Source organism: Seohaeicola zhoushanensis (assembly GCF_014656415.1).
Lineage (GTDB): Bacteria > Pseudomonadota > Alphaproteobacteria > Rhodobacterales > Rhodobacteraceae > Seohaeicola_A > Seohaeicola_A zhoushanensis.
This window is the reverse complement of sequence record NZ_BNCJ01000001.1, coordinates 669,553-683,636: the sequence shown is the minus strand read 5'-3', so window position 1 is coordinate 683,636 and position 14,084 is coordinate 669,553. Positions and strand designations below refer to the sequence as shown.

Below are 14,084 nucleotides of genomic sequence, written 5' to 3'. Positions count from 1 at the left end.
GGCCCCGGCGCAAGTCGGGGCCCTTTTTCTTGGACGGAACCGCCATGCCCTATGAATGGACCCCCTCCGACACCGGCACCGACCAGACCCTAACGCTCTGGCCGCACCAGTCGCTGCCGCCGCGCGGCTTCGTGCTGTTCATCGCGGTGACGGCGGCGATGATCTCGCTCCCGCTCTTCGCCCTGCTCGGCTCGGTCCTGCTCTGGGCGCTGCTGCCTTTCCTGGCGCTGGCGGTCGGCGGCATATGGTTCGCCATCCACCGCAACCGGCAAAGCGCCCGCATCCTCGAGGTGCTGACACTTCGGGGCAACATGGCACGGCTGGAGCGCAGCGACCCGGCGGGCAACAAGAGCTGGGAGTGCAACCGCTACTGGACCCGCGTGACCCTGCACAAAAATGGCGGCCCGGTGCCCAATTACGTCACCCTCGCCGGCAACGGCCGCGAGGTGGAAATCGGCGCCTTCCTCTCCGAGGACGAGCGCATCGCGCTCAGCAGCGAACTGCCGGGGCGCATTCGCGCGGAACAGTAGGCCCCTGACGGCGTTAATCCGCCGAACACCAGGGAAGGACCACTGCCATGACCCGACCTCAACACGCCATCGGCCTTCTTGCCACCGCCGCCATCGCCGTTGCCGCCACCTGGTCGCTGGCCCTGCCGGGCGGCGCCGAGGATATCCGCCTGCCCCCGCGCCACCTTGCCGCGATGGGAGAGATCCCGCAGGGCGCGATCCTCGTCTTCGACGACAACGGCTTGCTGCAAAACGTCGTGACCGACCACATGACCGCGCAGATCGACGCCGAGAACACCGCGCTGCATCCGCTCGGCCGCTGACCCTTCGCCTTGACGGCGGCCGGCCCCCGTCGCACTTTGCGCCGACCCCGCAACCGGAGCAGTCATGGCCGCAACACCCCCGCCCTTCGCGCCGTTCGAATGGATGATCGCATGGCGCTATCTCAGGGCGCGCCGCGCCGAAGGCGGGGTCAGCGTGATGACCTGGATCAGCTTGATCGGCATCACCCTCGCCGTCTTCGCGCTGATCGCCACGCTGGCCGTACGCTCCGGATTCCGCTCGGAATTCGTGAGCACGGTGCTGGGCGCCAATGCCCATGTCACCGTCTATACCACGGGCGAAGTGAACCCTCTGGGCATGGTCGACCGCACCTTCGCCGACTACGCCGAGATCGCCGACCGCCTGCGCAAGGTGCCCGGCGTCACCCATGTCGCGCCGCTGGTGCGCGGGCAGGTGCTGGCCAGCTTCCGCGGCCAGAATTCGGGCGTCGAGGTCATGGGCATCTCCCCCGAGGATCTCGCCAGCCTGCCCGGTATTGCCACGCCCGAGGATTCGGCCGGATCGCTGGCCGACTTCCCGAACGGCATCGCCATCGGTTCGGGCGTGGCCCGCGCGCTTGGCGTTACCGTGGGCGACCGGGTCAAGCTGATCTCGCCCGAGGGGCTGAAGACCGCGATGGGCACCAGCCCCCGGGTCAACGCTTATGACGTGGTCTATATCTTCACCGCCGGGCGCTATGACATCGACCGCACCCGCGTCTACATGCCCTTCGCCGAGGCGCAGTCCTACTTCAACCGCGAAGGCGTGGCCGACGAGCTGGAGGTGCGCATCGCCGACCCCGAGCACCCCGAGAAGCTGACCCTGCCGCTGCTGCAGGCCGCCGGCAACAAGGCCCTGCTCTGGACCTGGAAGGACAGCCAGGGCGGCTTCCTGCGCGCGCTGGAGGTCGAGGACAACGTCATGTTCATCATCCTGTCGATCCTCGTGCTGATCGCCACGATGAACATCGTTTCGGGCCTCATCATGCTGGTCAAGAACAAGGGCCGCGACATCGGCATCCTGCGCACCATCGGCCTGTCCGAAGGCTCGGTGCTGCGCGTCTTCTTCATCTGCGGCGCCTTCACCGGCATCCTCGGCACCGCCTTCGGCGTGGCCCTGGGCTGCCTCTTCGCAATCTACATCGACCCGATCTTCTCCTTCGTGAACTACGCCATGGGCGGCGGCGTCTGGGATCCGGCGATCCGGGGCATCTATGCCCTGCCGGCCGAGCTGCACCTGGCGGACGTGCTCAAGGCGGTGACCCTCTCGCTGGGCCTCTCCTTCATCGTCACCATCTTCCCGGCGCGGCGCGCCGCGCGCCTGAACCCGGTGGAGGCCCTGCGCTATGAGTGAGGCCGCCCTGCGCCTGTCCGGCGTCGCCAAGACCTACAACCCTGGCAGCCCCGGCGAAGTCCGCGTGCTGCAGGGCATCGACCTGACCGTGAACCCCGGCGAGGTGGTCGCCCTTGTCGCGCCCTCGGGCGCGGGCAAGTCGACGCTGCTGCACATCTGCGGCCTGCTCGACACGCCCGACAGCGGCACCGTCGCCATCGGCGGACAGGACATGACCGGCCAGCCCGAGGGCCGCCGCACCGCCGTGCGCCGGCAGGAGGTGGGCTTTGTCTACCAGTTCCACCACCTGCTGCCCGAATTCACCGCCGCCGAGAACGTGATCCTGCCACAGCTGGCCAACGGCACCCCACGCGCCGCCGCCGAGGCCCGCGCGGCTGAACTGCTGGGCCTTGTCGGCGTTGCCCCTCGCGCCCGCCACCGTCCCGCCGCGCTGTCAGGCGGTGAACAGCAGCGCGTCGCCTTCTGTCGCGCCATGGCCAATGCCCCGCGCCTGCTGCTGGCGGACGAACCGACCGGCAACCTCGACCCCGAGACCGCCGACCAGGTCTTTGGCGCGCTGATGACCCTCGTGCGCACCACCGGCATGGCGGCGCTGATAGCGACCCACAACCTCGAACTCGCGGCCCGGATGGACCGGGTGCTGCGGCTCAACCAGGGGAAACTCGACCCGTGACCCATGTGCCCCTCGACCGCCTCTCGCATGTCACGCGCTTTGCGCTGATGAAGCACGGGGCGGCCGAGTGGGTGGCCGACCAGGTCGCGCGCGCCGTGGTCGAGGCCGAGGCGACCGGCAACCGCATCTGCGGGCTGGCCTACCTGGAAAGCTACTGCCAGCAACTGCGTTCGGGCCGGGTCGATGGTCATGCCGAGCCGCAGGTGAGCCAGCCGCGCCCCGGCCTGGTCAGTGTCGATGCCCGCATGGGCTTTGCCCAGCCCGCCTTCGCGCGCGGGCTGCCGTCGGCCGTCGAGGCTGCGCGCACCAATGGCACCGCCGCGCTGGCGGTCGGGCATTCCCACACCGCCACCGCGCTCGGCTTCTTCACCGGGCAGATCGCGCGGGCCGGGATGATCGGGCTGGGCGTGACCAACGCCACCCCGCGTGTCGCCCCGCCCGGCGGCCGGGTGCCGGTGATCGGCACCAACCCCATCGCCTTCTCGGTGCCCGATGCGCAGGGCAACGTCGTGCTCCAGTTCGACCAGTCGACCACCACCGTGGCACTCGGCACCATCATGGCCGCGCGCGAGGCGGGCCAGCCGATCCCCGAGGGCTGGGCGCGCGATGCCGAGGGACGCGCCACCACCGACCCCGCCGCCGCTCTCGACGGCGGCTCGCTGGCCAGCGCCGGCGGGCACAAGGGCTGGGGCCTTGGCCTGATGGTCGAGATCCTGGCCGCCGGCATGACCGGAAGCCTGCTCTCGAAGGACATCCACCCGCTGATAGCACCCGAGGGGCCGCCACATGACATCGGCCAGTTCTACCTGCTGGTCGACCCCGCCACCGCGCCCGGTTTCGGCGACCGCCTGTCGGCGCTCACCGCTGCCATCACGGCAGACGAAGGCGCGCGCCTGCCCGGCCAGCACCGCCGCTTCGCCGATCCGGTCGAGGTGCCCGACGCGCTCTGGGAACTGGCCGAGCGGCTCGCGGCCTGATCAGGCCGCCCGCCCCTCGCCCATGTAGAGCTTCTGCATGTCGACGAAGGGCCCGTCGGTCAGCCGCGCATGGATCTTGGCCCAGCCCGCCTCGTTGCCGGCGATCTCGTCATAAAGCGCCCGGTCCACGGAAAAGCCCTGCTCCTGCGCCTCGCCCACGGTCTGGACCCAGGCGAAGCTCAGCGCGCTCTCGCCGCCACCCATCAGCCGCAACTCGGTGCCCGGCCCCAGCGGCACCTCGGGCAGGCGGCGCATCAGTTCCAGCTTCAGCTTCTCGACGATGACATCGTCGAGGCCCAGCTCGTCGATGGTCAGCTTCTCCTTGACGCCCGGCCAGCCGAAGGTGACGCGCGGTTTCAGGTCCTTGCCGATGGCCTTTGCCGCCGCCGGGGCCCGCTCGCCGTAGGAGATCTCGAAGACCCCCATAGCGCGGTCCTCGACCTCGATATACTCGGGCATCTCGCGCCCCGGCATCGCCGCGATCCAGAGGCCCTTGTCCACTTCGAGGTAGTTGAACAGCGGCTCCAGCCGGAAGGCGGTGCCGCAATCCCCGCAGATCATCATCTGGAAGCTGTCGTCCATGATCGCCGCGCGCAGATCGGGCCGCCGGTCGGCGTTGACGCTGCCCACCCCGGCGATGTTCTGGGTCTTCCCGCAGTTCGGGCACAATACGTTCATCTGGGAAAAGAGTGACATCGTTCCGCCTCCTTCAGAGGTCCTTGATCCAGTTGTAGGCCGGGTGGCTCGTCTTCATCTTGCCGCTGTGGTAGGCGGCATAGAGTTCGGCGAACCACTCGCCCGGGGCGCGGAACTGATAGCCGCTGACCCCCTTGGAGCGCTGCGCGATCGGGTAGCTCGTCCAGGTGCCCTCGTAGCTTTCCTGGTAGACGATCCCGTCGACCTCGGCCGCCTTGGCGCCGCTGGCGGTCTGCCACGGATCCTTGCCGCTGCGGATCCGGTCGACCCAGACCTTCACCCCGGCGCGTCGGCGTTCCCATTCCTCGGGCTCGCAGCCCTGCGGCTCGGGCACCGCCGCATTGTCGTCGCCGCTCATGATCGCGGCGACATAGGCCGGGTCGAATTCCAGCTTGCCGGCAATCGCCTTGGCGGCCGGAAGCACGTTGCCACCGTAGTATTCCCAGCCGGCCAGCGTCTTGCCGTTGCGGTCCATATAGCTCGCCCGGTCGTCCACCGCGTGGCCGACCTCGTGCAGCGTGTTCCAGGCGAAATAGGTCATCTCCTCGCCCGGATCGAGCTCGCAACCCGCGTCCACGGATTCGAGCTCATGCGGCAGCGTCAGCCCGTAGTAGGTGCTGTCGCTGGCATTGCCCTCGCGCATGGTCACCTCCTTCGAGCCGCCGTTGTAGTCCGACCCGGTCGCCGGCCCCTCGTTGGTGGTGAAGATGATCATCGAGTCGTTTTCCAGCGTCGCGCTCTCGGGCAGCTCGTCCATCACCTCGTAGAACCGCTTGATGTTCGGACCCTTCTGGCCAGCGTCCACCGAGACATTCGCCGCCCGCAGTTGGTTGCGCTTGGTCTCGATCTGCGTCGCGCTGGCGTTGGGGTTGGCCTTCATCCAGGCTTCGAGCTGCTTCTCGTGGGCATTGTTGTTGAAGATGTTCAGCTTGCAGCCGTACCGCGCCTCGAAGGCGGCGTTCAGAACGCTGCGCTGCGCCACCGGGTCGAGCGATTCGACGATGGCATCCAGCCGGTCGACACCGTTCGGCCCTTCGAGGATCGCCTTGATCTCGTTGGCCGGCGGCACCGCCCCGCGCGACATCTTGGCCTTGAGCAGCGCGTCGAGCTGTTCGCTGCGCGCCTCTTCGATCAGCTTCATCCCGCGGTCGTGGTCGCGCGCCTGCGAGGCGGCATCGGCGGTCTGAAGCTTGGTCTTAACGGCCGCGATCTGGTCGCCGATGGCATAGCGGCCGTCATCGCGCTCCATCACCAGCAGGTCGTTCGACACCTTGTCGCGCAGCGGCAGGTAGAGCTTGCGGGAGTCGGCGATGCCGCGCAGGCGGTGGAACTCGGCCATCACCTCCTCGATAGCCGTCTGCGCATCGCCGCGCTTGGAGGGCGTGCCGCGCAGCGCCAGGATCGTCTCGTCGACCTTGCCGCGCAGCGCCTCCATGTCGGCCTTCACGAAATCGGCCGCGCTGTGGTTCGACAGGAAATCGGCGATGTGCTGGCGCGCGTAATCGGCCGATTGGACGAACTGGGTATAGTGGCCGATATTCACGCGGCCCCGCGCGCAGGCGTCCATCGCCTCGACCACCTTGTCCTTGGCGGTGTCGTCGGTGCTGCCCTCGCCCAGCGCCTTCTCGGCGGCCTTGATGGCGGTCTCGGCAGCGATCACGTCGGCGATGACGTAAAGCCCCTCGGGCATCGCCCGCAACTCGGCCACGTGGGTCTTGGCCTTGGCCAGCGCATCCTTGACGCCCTGGGTATCGGTGCCGGCGAGCGTCTTCACCTCGTCGTTCAGCGTCACGTATTCCGCCTGTTTCGCCGCCGCGTCGATGGCGGTCTGGCAATCGGCCTTGATCTCGGTGAACAGGGTCTTGGCGGCGGCGAAATCGCCGGCATCGAAGAGCTTGATCGCATTCGCCTGCTTGCCGCCGAGCCGCGCCACCAGAGGCTCGATCGCCGCCTGGTTCGCAAGCTTGCCGACATCGGCCACCGCCTTCTCGGCCTCCTCGCGCTGGGTGCGGCAATCCTCCATCCGTGCCAGGTGCGGCTCGATCAGCAGCGCGGTGGCGATGACCTTGTCCATCCAGGTCTTGGCGGTCTTGTAGTTGCGCTCGCCCGCGGCCTTGGCCGCCTTCTGGAATTCGCTGTCCATCTTCGCGACCAGCGCCGTGATGGCGGCGATCCCGCCGCTGTCGCGCGCGTGCACGTCGGCATGAGCGGTCTCGCCGGCGGTCTTGCTCGGCCCCCAGGCCTGGAAGTCCTGGTTGATGTAGTATCCCTTGACGATCACGTTGGCCGCGTTGTTGGCCACGTTCTTGGCCGCCTTATAGGCGCGGGCCGTCATCAGCTCGACCACCGAGGCGTCCAGCGCCATGACCTGCGCCAGTTCGCCGGCCACCTCGGGAAGGCCCTGGAGGTAGTGCAGCTGGTCGGTGATCATCGACTTGCGCTGGTCGACGGCGGCCTTGTAGTCGTCGGCGATCACCCGATACCCCGCGTCCAGCCCCGCGCCTTCCTTGGCCTTGGCCTCGGCCTTGGCGAAGTCGCGCGCGGTGATGGCGTCGGCGATATCCTTCTTGATCGCCTTGAGCCGCTTGATCTCCTCGTCGACCCCGTCCTTGCGGACCGGGTCCTCGATATAGGTAAGCAGCGTGTCGATGGTGTCGCGGTTCGGCTTGAGCCGGCCATAGGCGGCGGCGTTGACCTCGGCCTTGCGCATGATCGCCAGTGCGGCGGTCAGCTTGGCATCGGCGCCGGGGAAATCGAGCGTCGGGGCCTTGGCCAGCGTCTCGGCCTCGGTGATCGCGGTGCCGATATCGTCGATCTCGGGCTTGATGCAGTCATCCGTGCTCAGCCCCGGCAGGGTGCCGGTATGGGCGCCCTTCACCATCGCCAGCCGGTCGGCATAGCCGCGCTTGGCGGCGATCTCGGCAAAGACCGCCTCGGCCTCGGCCAGCGCGGTCTTAATGCCCTCGGCCGCCGCGGCAAAATCCGGCGTTGCACCGGCGGCCTTGGCCTTGGCCTCGGTCGCCTTCTGCAGGATGGTGCCGAGCTTGGCCGCGAAGGTGCCATCATCCTTGCCCAGAACCTTGCCATGCACCGCCTGGAAGTTGGCAAAGGCCTTCTCGACCCCCCCGGCATCCCCGACGCCCTCATGCGCCGTGTCGTCCTTGGCCGAAGCGATATCGGCGGCATCGGTGAGCAGCCGCTCGGCCAGTTCGGCCTGCTTCTCGGCGGCGGCGATGGTGGTCAGCCCACCCTGCCAGTTCTTGCCCGTCACTGCCGTGTCGGTCGCACTCGCCACCAGCTCGGCCACCCGCGCGATGGCGGTCTCGGCCTTGTCGGCGTGCTCCTTCTTCCGCAGTTCGACGATCTGCTCGTTCAGCGCCTTCTTGCGCGCGATGAAGTCCTTGGCGAGATCCGCCAGCGCAAGGGCCTCGGTCTGCAGCTTGCCCTCGGTCGCCTTCAGCACCTTGGACGCAAAGGCCCAGTCAAAGCTCGCTGCCTTGGCGCGGGCAAAGGTCTCGTCCGCCTGGAGACGGAGGTAATATTCCTCGATGGCGATCCGGCCATTGTCGGCATCCCGGTCGGCCACGGCCTTGAGCCGTTCCTTGAAGGCCTTCAGCTCGGCCAGGTAGGCTTCGGCATCGGCGACCTGCGCCGTCAGCGTCGAGGTGGCGCGATAGAAGCTGGTCAGCTTCTGCATCGCCTGGGTCAGGTCGCCATCCGGCCCGCAGGCATTGGCGGTCCAGAAATCCCTGGCCTTCTTGATCGCCGTTGTCAGCGTGCCCTTGATGGCGACATCGTTGATCGCCTTCACCTTGTTTTCGCAATCGGTCAGCGTCTGGCCATAGCTGGCATAGCCGTTGGTATATTCGACCGAGAGGTTGCCCAGGTGGGTCGCCCTGTCGACCGACGGCGGGATCTTGTCGAGCGCGGCCATCGTCTTTCGCACGTCCCCGGCGTTGAACTCGCGGACTGCGTCGGCGTAGAGATCCTTGGCTTCCTGGATCGCCGTCTTGGCCTGGTTGTGGGCCAGCGCCGTCGGATTCCGCAGGCTGTTGACCGAATCCAGCCGCTGCTGCGAGACCGCTTGCAGCTTGGCGTAGTCGTCGGCTTTCTTGATCGCCTCATCCACCTTCTGCGGCAACGGCCCCAGATCGGCGATGGCCCCGGCATAGTCCCAGGTCGTCAGCTTGCCCTTGGCAATGTTGAAGGCGTTGGTGATCGCCGCAACGTCGGGCGCAACCTGCGGATGCGCCTTGCCCGGGTGCCGGTTCAGCGTGGCGAGCTTCGGCTCGAAGGCGGCGCGGTCGGCCTTCCACTGGGCGAACTGCTCCAGCGGCGTCTTGGCCGCCGCATCCAGCTCGTTCAGCTTGACCACCGCTTCCGCCGCCGCCTTGGCCACGACGTCCGCATGGTCCCGGATCGCCTTGGCCTCGGCCTCGAAATCACCGCCCGAGACCGAGGCGTCATCCTTCGGCGCCCCGTCGATCAGCTGGCGGATCTCAGCCGCCTTCTGCGCCAGGGTTGCCGGAACCGAATTGTCGAACCCGGTCTTGAACGCGGCCTCGGAATTGGTCAGGCGCGCCTCGGCGGCCAGCAGGTCGGCCAGCGCCTTGGCCTGCACGGTCTTCGCCTCGGACACCAGCTGCGCGCCCTGAGCGTTGGCAATCGCGGCGCTCAGCGACACAGCCGCGGCGATCACGCCCGGAAGCTTGTCCATCGCCGTCAGCGCCGAGTTCAGCTTGTCGATGCTGACCGCCTTGACCCCCGCCGCGATGTTCTCGGTGGCATAGGTCCAGAGCATCCGGATCTCGTCCTGCTTGTCCGACGGCGCGGCCAGCGCGTTCTCGACCATCACCTTGACGACCGCCTCGCGCGCCCGCACCCGTTCGATCAGGCGCTGCGCCTCGACACTCTGGTTCACCGCCACCAGGTGGCGGTGCCCGCCGTCGAAATCCGGCGTCTTGCCGCCGGCCATGATGATCTCTTCCGCCTTGGCCAGCTCAAGCTTCATCAGCTTGGCGACTTCGGCATCGGCGACGGTGTCGATCTGTCCCTCGACCCAGTCGCGCCGGATGTTGAAGCGGTCGAACTCGACCTCGTATTGCGCCCGCAGATCCTTGGCCTTGGAGCGGCCGAAGAATTTCGGGATGCCGACATATGTCTCCAGGAACTCTATCTGCTTCGGTGTCAATGCGCCGGTCATGGCCGCTCTCCCAACATAGGCAACAACAATGCGCACACTTAGTCACGCTTGCGTACGCGCGTCCAGCACAACCGGAGCGCGCGCTGCCTTTGGGTCAGCTTCCCGTCAGCCCCGGAACACCCGATAGATCGCCGGGATGACCAGCACCGTAAGCAGGGTCGAACTCAGCAGCCCGAACAGCAGCGAGATCGCCAACCCCTGGAAGATCGGGTCGGCCAGGATCACCACCGCGCCGATCATCGCCGCCACCGCCGTCAGCAGGATCGGCTTGAACCGGATCGCCCCGGCCTCGATCAGGATATCGACCTGGCTGCGCCCCGCGGGGTCGGTGTGGCGGATGAAGTCGACCAGCAGGATCGAGTTGCGCACGATGATGCCCGCCAGCGCGATGAAACCGATCATCGAGGGCGCCGAGAAGGGCGCGTTGAACAGCCGGTGCCCGACCATGATGCCCAGGAAGGTCAGCGGGATCGGCGTCAGGATCACCAGCGGCAGTTTGAACGACCCGAACTGCGCCACCACCAGGATGTAGATGCCCAGCAGCGCCACCGCAAAGGCCGCGCCCATGTCGCGGAAGGTGATGACCGTCACCTCCCATTCGCCGTCCCAGAGCAGGGTCACGCCCGACTCGTCCTCGGGCTGCCCGGCCAGCTTGATCGTGGGCTTCATGCCCTCGGGCCAGTCCATCCGGTCAATCTCCTCGGCCACCGCCAGCATCCCGTAGAGCGGCGCCTCGAAATCGCCAGCCAGTTCGGCCATCACCATCTCGGCGGCGCGGCCGTTGTGGCGGAAGATCGGGAACGACGCCTGTTCCTCGGCGATGTTCACCACATCGCCCAGTTCCACCACGCCGCGCGCGCCCGGCAGCACGTTGGCCGGGATCGGGGTGGACAGGAAGCGTTCGTCGACCACCCGGTCGGCCTTGTCGCGCGCCATCACGATGGGAATGGGATAGCGCCCGCCGCCACGGTGCGAATAGCCCACCGTCTTGCCCTGGTTCAGCACCGCCAGCGTGGTGAAGACATCCGCCTCCTCGACCCCGAAGAACTCCAGCTGGTCGGTCGAGATCGTCGCCCGCAGCCGCCGCGCCTGCACGCCGAAGCCGTCATCGGTATCGACAACGAAGGGCACCTTGCCAAAGGCCTCGCGCACACGGGTCGCCGCCGCCCGCCGCGTCTCGGCATCCGGGCCATAGACCTCGGCCAGCAGCGTGGCGATCACCGGCGGGCCAGGCGGCGGTTCGACGGTCTTGACGCTGGTGCCCTCGGGCACCGCGATGGCCGCGACCAGCGACCGTATCTCCAGCGCGATGTCATGGCTGGTGCGGTCGCGTTCGCCCTTGGGCGTGAGGTTGATCTGCACATCGCCTAGGTTCGGCTCGGCCCGCAAATAGTAGTGTCTAACAAGCCCGTTGAAGTTGAACGGCGCCGCATCGCCTGCATGGGTCTGCACCGACATCACCTCGGGCACCTGCAGCACCGCCGCCGCCACGTCCTGCGCCACCCGGTCGGTCGCCTCGACCGAGGCGCCCTCGGGCAGGTCGATCACCACCGCCAGCTCCGACTTGTTGTCGAAGGGCAGCAGCTTGACCGTCACGTCCTTGGTATAGAGCAGCCCGAGCGAGCCGAAGGACAGCACCACCGTCACCAGCAGGAAGGTCAGGCTGCCCGCCCTGGTCGCCAGGATCGGCCGCGCCACGGCGGCATAGACCCGGCCCAGCGTTCCGCCGCCATGGGCGTGCTCGTCACCGCCATGCGCAGGCGCATTGCCGGCGATCCTGGCCATCAGCCAGGGCGTGATGATCACCGCGACGAAGAAGGAAAACACCATCGCCGCCGAGGCCACCGCCGGGATCGGGCTCATGTAGGGCCCCATCAGCCCCGAAACGAAGAGCATCGGCAGCAGCGCCGCCACCACCGTCAGCGTCGCCACGATGGTCGGGTTGCCCACCTCTGCCACGGCGCGGATCGCCTTGGCCGTCCGGCTTGCCCCGTCGGGCATCGCCCAGTGCCGGGCGATGTTCTCGATCACCACGATGGCGTCGTCGACCAGGATCCCGATGGAGAAGATCAGAGCGAACAGCGAGACGCGGTTCAGCGTATAGCCCATGATCCAGGCCGCGAAGAGCGTCAGCAGGATCGTCACCGGGATCACTACCGCCACCACGATCGACTCGCGCCAGCCGATGGCCAGCAGGACGAGCCCGACGATGGAAACCGTCGCCAGCCCGAGGTGGAACAGCAGCTCGTTCGCCTTCTCGTTGGCGGTCTCGCCATAGTCGCGCGTCACCGTCACATGCACGGTGTCCGGGATCATCCGGCCTTCCAGCAATTCGACCCTATGCAGGACCTTTTCGGCCACCGTGACCGCATTGGCCCCGCCGCGCTTGGCCACCGCCAGCGTCACCGCGGGCACCCGGTTCACCCCCTCGGGGCCGCGCGTCACATGGGCGACCAGGCTGTCCGAGGTATCGGGAACGAAGCGCACCGTCGCCACGTCGCGGACATAGACGGGGCGGTTGTCGCGCGTGGTCAGCAGCAGGTTGCCGATCTCGTTCACGCCCTGCAGCGTCTCGCCCGCCACCAGCCCGATCTGCTGCCCCCCGTCGCGCACCGTCCCGGTCGAGAAGGCGCGGTTGGCGCTCTCGATCTTGCCGGCCAGCTGTTGCAGCGTCACGCCGTATAGCGCCAGCCGCTCGGGGTCTGGCTCGACCCGGATCGCCTCCTCGGCGGCGCCGACGATATAGGTCAGCCCGACATCGGCGATCTTCGACAGGTCCACCTGCACCTCGCGCGCGATCCGGGTGAGGTCGCTGGCGCTCACCTCGGCGCCCTCGGCAGGCGAGAAGGTAAGCGCCACGATGGCGACGTCGTCGATACCCCGCCCGACGATCAGCGGTTCGGCGATGCCCACCGGGATACGGTCGAAATTCGCGCGGATCTTGTCATGCACCCGCAGGATTGCCGCATCGGCCGAGGTGCCGACGACAAAGCGGGCCGTTACCATCGCGTAGTCGTCGCGGGTCTGGGAATAGACGTGCTCGACCCCGCTGATGCCCTTGACAATGGCCTCCATCGGCTCGGTCACCAGCTTCACCGCGTCCTCGGCCTTCAGCCCCGGCGCCTGGATGTGAATATCGACCAGCGGCACCGAGATCTGCGGCTCTTCCTCGCGCGGCAGGCTGACCAGCGCCACCAGCCCCACCGCCAGCGCGGCAAGGATCATCAGCGGCGTCAGCGCGGAACGGATGAAGCTGCGGGTCAGCCCGCCGGCCAGGCCCAGCTTTTCAGGGTGTTCACTCATGGCGCACCAGCGTCTCGCCTTCGGTCAGGCCCGAGAGGATCTCCACCATCTTCACCCCATCGACCTCGACAGGCCGGCCGATCACCACCGCCCGCTCGCGCGGCGCGCCGCCGGGCCCGGCCACGGTCACGAAATCGAGGCCCATGCGGCTCTGCACCGCGCTTTGAGGCACCACCAGCGCCTCGATTGTGCCGACCGGCAGGCGCACCGGCACCCGCGCATCGACGAAATCGGTCGGCAGCCCCTCGACCTCGACATCGGCGATCACCCGGCCGTTCTCGATCAGCGGATAGACCTTGGCGAGCGTGCCCTTGCGTTCGTCCGCGCCCTCCGACACCCGGATCTCGGCGCCTTCTTCCAGCGCCGTCGCGTGGCGCTCGGGGATGGCAAGGCGCAGGAAGAACCCGCCGCCGCCGATCTGCGCGACCACCTCGCCGGCCATCACAACCGAACCCGAAGTGACCGGGACATCCAGCACCGTCCCGGCAATCGGTGCGACCACCGTGCCCTCGGCCTCGCGCTGAACCAGCACATCACGTTCGGCCTTGGCCGCGTCGACCTGCCCTTCCAGCACCTGCACATCGGTGCGCAGCTGGTCGAGCCGCTGCGCCGTGGTGACGCCCCGGTCCACCAGGCTCTCGCCCCGCTTCAGCTCGGTGCGGGCATTTTCCAGCTGCGACTCCAGCGCCCGGATCTGCGCGTCGACTGCGTCGAGCTGCAGGTTCAGCTTTTCATCGGTGATGACCCCGATGGTCTGCCCCGCGGTCACCTTCGACCCCTCGGCGACGCTGATCTCGACCAGTGTCCCGCCTAGCCGCGCCCGCGCCGGAATGCGGTCACGCGCCTCGATGCGGCCAAAGACCGATTTCCAGCTGGTCAGCGAGACCCTTTGCACCTGGCCCAGGTCCTGGGCCAGCAGCGGTGGCGCGGCAAGAAGAACCGTCAGGGCAATCGCGGCAAGACGCAGCATCGCGGTAATCCTTTTCTGTCCGGAGCGGCGGCAAATCCGTTTCACGGCGCCGCCGCATACATATTCAAAAAGTTGAAAG

The 14,084-nt window shown here is 67.7% G+C and carries 9 protein-coding genes; 5 read left to right on the top strand and 4 right to left on the bottom strand.

What is annotated here, in order from left to right:
- The first annotated feature begins 44 nt into the window (after window positions 1-44).
- The 5 genes from IE266_RS03330 to IE266_RS03310 all read left to right on the top strand — a co-directional run bounded on the left by IE266_RS03330 (window position 45) and on the right by IE266_RS03310 (window position 3,833).
- A complete protein-coding gene (locus tag IE266_RS03330) occupies window positions 45-530 on the top strand; it encodes a DUF2244 domain-containing protein (RefSeq protein WP_189678607.1) in 486 nt (161 codons plus the stop codon).
- A 47-nt stretch (window positions 531-577) separates the two neighbouring features.
- Window positions 578-832, top strand: coding sequence for a hypothetical protein (locus IE266_RS03325; protein ID WP_189678606.1), 255 nt, complete (start codon window positions 578-580; stop codon window positions 830-832).
- 64 nt (window positions 833-896) lie between these two features.
- Window positions 897-2,183 carry a lipoprotein-releasing ABC transporter permease subunit gene (locus tag IE266_RS03320; RefSeq protein WP_189678605.1) on the top strand — a complete coding sequence of 429 codons (1,287 nt, stop codon included), beginning with the start codon at window positions 897-899 and terminating at the stop codon, window positions 2,181-2,183.
- Window positions 2,176-2,856 (top strand): ABC transporter ATP-binding protein, encoded by a 681-nt coding sequence (locus tag IE266_RS03315; protein ID WP_189678604.1) that lies wholly within the window; start codon window positions 2,176-2,178, stop codon window positions 2,854-2,856. The genes IE266_RS03320 and IE266_RS03315 overlap by 8 nt, the downstream gene beginning before the upstream one ends.
- Window positions 2,853-3,833, top strand: coding sequence for an Ldh family oxidoreductase (locus IE266_RS03310; protein WP_189678603.1), 981 nt, complete (start codon window positions 2,853-2,855; stop codon window positions 3,831-3,833). The genes IE266_RS03315 and IE266_RS03310 overlap by 4 nt, the downstream gene beginning before the upstream one ends.
- On the opposite strand, the gene IE266_RS03305 is transcribed toward IE266_RS03310, so the two are convergent.
- The 4 genes from IE266_RS03305 to IE266_RS03290 form a co-directional block, all read right to left on the bottom strand.
- The gene (locus IE266_RS03305) at window positions 3,834-4,529 is read right to left on the bottom strand and encodes a CpXC domain-containing protein (RefSeq protein ID WP_189678602.1); all 696 of its coding nucleotides are present in this window, start codon (window positions 4,527-4,529) and stop codon (window positions 3,834-3,836) included.
- A 13-nt stretch (window positions 4,530-4,542) separates the two neighbouring features.
- Window positions 4,543-9,732: a hypothetical protein gene (locus IE266_RS03300; RefSeq protein ID WP_189678601.1), complete on the bottom strand. Its 5,190-nt coding sequence runs from the start codon at window positions 9,730-9,732 to the stop codon at window positions 4,543-4,545.
- A 105-nt stretch (window positions 9,733-9,837) separates the two neighbouring features.
- Entirely contained in the window at window positions 9,838-13,035 is a 3,198-nt protein-coding gene (locus tag IE266_RS03295; protein WP_189678600.1) for an efflux RND transporter permease subunit, read from the bottom strand.
- Window positions 13,028-14,005, bottom strand: coding sequence for an efflux RND transporter periplasmic adaptor subunit (locus tag IE266_RS03290; RefSeq protein ID WP_189678599.1), 978 nt, complete (start codon window positions 14,003-14,005; stop codon window positions 13,028-13,030). The genes IE266_RS03295 and IE266_RS03290 overlap by 8 nt, the downstream gene beginning before the upstream one ends.
- Between the last annotated feature and the right edge of the window lie 79 nt (window positions 14,006-14,084).

What these genes read in the sequence shown, in the direction of transcription:
- IE266_RS03330 (WP_189678607.1), top strand. Translation starts at nt 45, where the DNA reads ATGCCCTATGAATGGACCCCCTCCGACACCGGCACCGACCAGACCCTA.
- IE266_RS03325 (WP_189678606.1), top strand. Translation starts at nt 578, where the DNA reads ATGACCCGACCTCAACACGCCATCGGCCTTCTTGCCACCGCCGCCATC.
- IE266_RS03320 (WP_189678605.1), top strand. Translation starts at nt 897, where the DNA reads ATGGCCGCAACACCCCCGCCCTTCGCGCCGTTCGAATGGATGATCGCA.
- IE266_RS03315 (WP_189678604.1), top strand. Translation starts at nt 2,176, where the DNA reads ATGAGTGAGGCCGCCCTGCGCCTGTCCGGCGTCGCCAAGACCTACAAC.
- IE266_RS03305 (WP_189678602.1), bottom strand. Translation starts at nt 4,529, where the DNA reads ATGTCACTCTTTTCCCAGATGAACGTATTGTGCCCGAACTGCGGGAAG.
- IE266_RS03300 (WP_189678601.1), bottom strand. Translation starts at nt 9,732, where the DNA reads ATGACCGGCGCATTGACACCGAAGCAGATAGAGTTCCTGGAGACATAT.
- IE266_RS03295 (WP_189678600.1), bottom strand. Translation starts at nt 13,035, where the DNA reads ATGAGTGAACACCCTGAAAAGCTGGGCCTGGCCGGCGGGCTGACCCGC.
- IE266_RS03290 (WP_189678599.1), bottom strand. Translation starts at nt 14,005, where the DNA reads ATGCTGCGTCTTGCCGCGATTGCCCTGACGGTTCTTCTTGCCGCGCCA.